This window comes from Citrobacter sp. wls710, assembly GCF_005281115.1.
GTDB classification, from domain to species: domain Bacteria; phylum Pseudomonadota; class Gammaproteobacteria; order Enterobacterales; family Enterobacteriaceae; genus Citrobacter; species Citrobacter werkmanii.
The window spans coordinates 1-1,549 of the sequence record NZ_SZXD01000077.1 but is presented as its reverse complement, the minus strand read 5'-3'; the positions used below and the strand labels follow the sequence as shown (position 1 = coordinate 1,549).

Annotated in this window: 3 protein-coding genes; 2 read left to right on the top strand and 1 reads right to left on the bottom strand. The window is 49.5% G+C overall.

Going from position 1 to position 1,549, the window contains the following annotated elements:
- Window positions 1-36 precede the first annotated feature (36 nt).
- A complete protein-coding gene (locus tag FDX14_RS25105; RefSeq protein ID WP_003028616.1) occupies window positions 37-306 on the bottom strand; it encodes a YihD family protein in 270 nt (89 codons plus the stop codon).
- A 69-nt stretch (window positions 307-375) separates the two neighbouring features.
- Between FDX14_RS25105 and mobA the strand changes: the two genes are divergently transcribed.
- The gene (gene mobA / locus FDX14_RS25100; RefSeq protein ID WP_061382605.1) at window positions 376-960 is read left to right on the top strand and encodes a molybdenum cofactor guanylyltransferase MobA; all 585 of its coding nucleotides are present in this window, start codon (window positions 376-378) and stop codon (window positions 958-960) included.
- Window positions 942-1,460 carry a molybdopterin-guanine dinucleotide biosynthesis protein MobB gene (mobB, locus tag FDX14_RS25095; RefSeq protein ID WP_137350461.1) on the top strand — a complete coding sequence of 173 codons (519 nt, stop codon included), beginning with the start codon at window positions 942-944 and terminating at the stop codon, window positions 1,458-1,460. Before mobA ends, mobB begins: the two co-directional genes overlap by 19 nt.
- Window positions 1,461-1,549: the final 89 nt, after the last annotated feature.

Sequence of the window (1,549 nt, the reverse complement as noted above, 5' to 3'; positions counted from 1 at the left end):
GTTGTCTGGTGATTCAGGGGGCCAGTCTACAAGCTTTTACTCTTTAATTACGCCACGTGCGCGGAGAAGGGCTGTTTTAAAATCTTCTTCATAATCTTTCTGAATACCTGGGATGACGGCGTCTTTCGCCGAGTCACGCATTTTCAGGTGATAGATCAGAATGTCATCAGTTAAATCCGCCAGTTCACCGTCAAAACCTGACTCTTGCGCCAGTTTCTGTAAAAATTGCATCAGGTTAAGATCAGGTTCTTTCTGCCAGGCTGGCTGGAGGAGTTCAATAACTTCATTAAGGCGTTTACATTTCATGGTTGTGCTCCTTAGGCTTAATACGGATACGTTAGCAGGGTCAATCCCACATTAAAAGAGGCGATATCAGTGATTCTGGATAGTGCAATAACAGGGGTTGTGCTGGCGGGCGGTAAGGCCAGACGGATGGGCGGAACCGATAAAGGCCTGCTTGAACTCGACGGTAAACCGCTTTGGCGACATGTGGCCGATACTCTCGCTTTGCAGGTCGATACCGTAGTCGTTAATGCCAATCGCCACCGGGATATCTACCAACAAAGCGGCCTGAAAGTTATTCCCGATACCTTGGCCGATTTCCCTGGCCCACTGGCTGGGATGCTGTCGGTATTCCTGCAGCAAGCGGGGGACTGGTTTTTGTTCTGCCCGTGCGATATGCCCTATATTCCTCACGATCTGGTCTCCCGTTTAAAAGAGCAGCGCAAAGCTGCACCAATCGTCTGGGTGCATGATGGGGAAAGAGATCACCCGACAATTGCCCTGATGCACCGCTCCTTGCAGCCCTTGCTACAGGATTATCTTCAGTCAGGTGAACGACGCGTCATGGTCTTTATGCGTCAGGCTGGCGGTCATGCCGTCGATTTCAGCGATCATAAAGATGCATTCGTAAACGTGAACACACCTGAAGAACTTGCAAAATGGCAGGAAAAATCATGATCCCATTACTTGCCATTGCGGCATGGAGCGGTACGGGAAAAACCACGCTGCTAAAGAAACTGATCCCTGAGCTGCGTGTCAGAGGTATTAGACCCGGATTGATTAAGCATACACATCACAATATGGATGTCGACAAGCCCGGTAAAGACAGCTATGAGCTGCGCAAAGCAGGGGCGGCACAAACACTGGTCGCCAGCCAGCAACGTTGGGCGTTAATGGTAGAAACACCGGAAGAACCCGAACTGGATTTAGCGTATCTGGTAAGCAGGATGGATGCTTCGACGTTGGATATGGTACTGGTTGAGGGATTTAAGCATGAACCTGTTGCGAAGATCCTGCTTTTTCGTGAGGGCTGCGGACATACTCCTGAAGAGTTGGCGATGGATGAGTTTGTTATCGCGGTTGCCAGTGATGTTCCGTTATCTGTGGATGTTCCATTATTAGATATTAATGATATACAGCAAGTTGCTGATTTCGTTACGCAATGGGCAAGACGATAACTACGGTGTGGTGATGCGCCTGATGCGCTTTGGTAAGCCGGATAAGGCGTTTACGCCACATCCGGCAGGTTTCATTTCGCACAGACGCA

Bases quoted from the DNA above. Each gene is read 5' to 3' on its own strand.
- FDX14_RS25105 (WP_003028616.1), bottom strand. From the start codon at position 306: ATGAAATGTAAACGCCTTAATGAAGTTATTGAACTCCTCCAGCCAGCC.
- mobB (WP_137350461.1), top strand. From the start codon at position 942: ATGGCAGGAAAAATCATGATCCCATTACTTGCCATTGCGGCATGGAGC.